This window comes from Pseudomonas sp. PME37.24/006, assembly GCF_055556635.1.
The window spans coordinates 1-331 of sequence record NZ_JBVHNL010000027.1 but is presented as its reverse complement, the minus strand read 5'-3'; the positions used below and the strand labels follow the sequence as shown (position 1 = coordinate 331).

The window sequence follows — 331 nt, the reverse complement described above, 5'->3', positions numbered from 1 at the left end:
AGAAGATTCATGTCCACATGACTGAGAGTAATGCGATAGATGTCGATAATGCACTGGAGTTAATGGAGAACGCTCTTTAGCGTCGATCGTGTCAACGGAAAGGGACAGACATGATCGACGAAACCTCGCTGCTGCAAATGATGACCACGATCGCGACGCAGGCCGGGGAGCGCCTCCTCGCGGTCTACTCGCCGGACGCGCGCCCGGCGAACATGCAGGAAATGCTGGATGCCGCCCGCCGCAACGAACGCGTCTCGAGCGACGGCACGCGTGATGCGCTGAGGAAATTGCTCCCCGACGCCCGTTTCGTCGATGGCGAGAACGAGACCGC

1 protein-coding gene is annotated in these 331 nt (G+C 59.2%); it reads left to right on the top strand.

The window, feature by feature from the left end; translation table 11 throughout:
- Positions 1 to 110: 110 nt before the first annotated feature.
- On the top strand, positions 111 to 331 hold a 221-nt coding region (locus tag ACZ3GY_RS23715; protein ID WP_465912179.1), incomplete at its 3' end, for a hypothetical protein.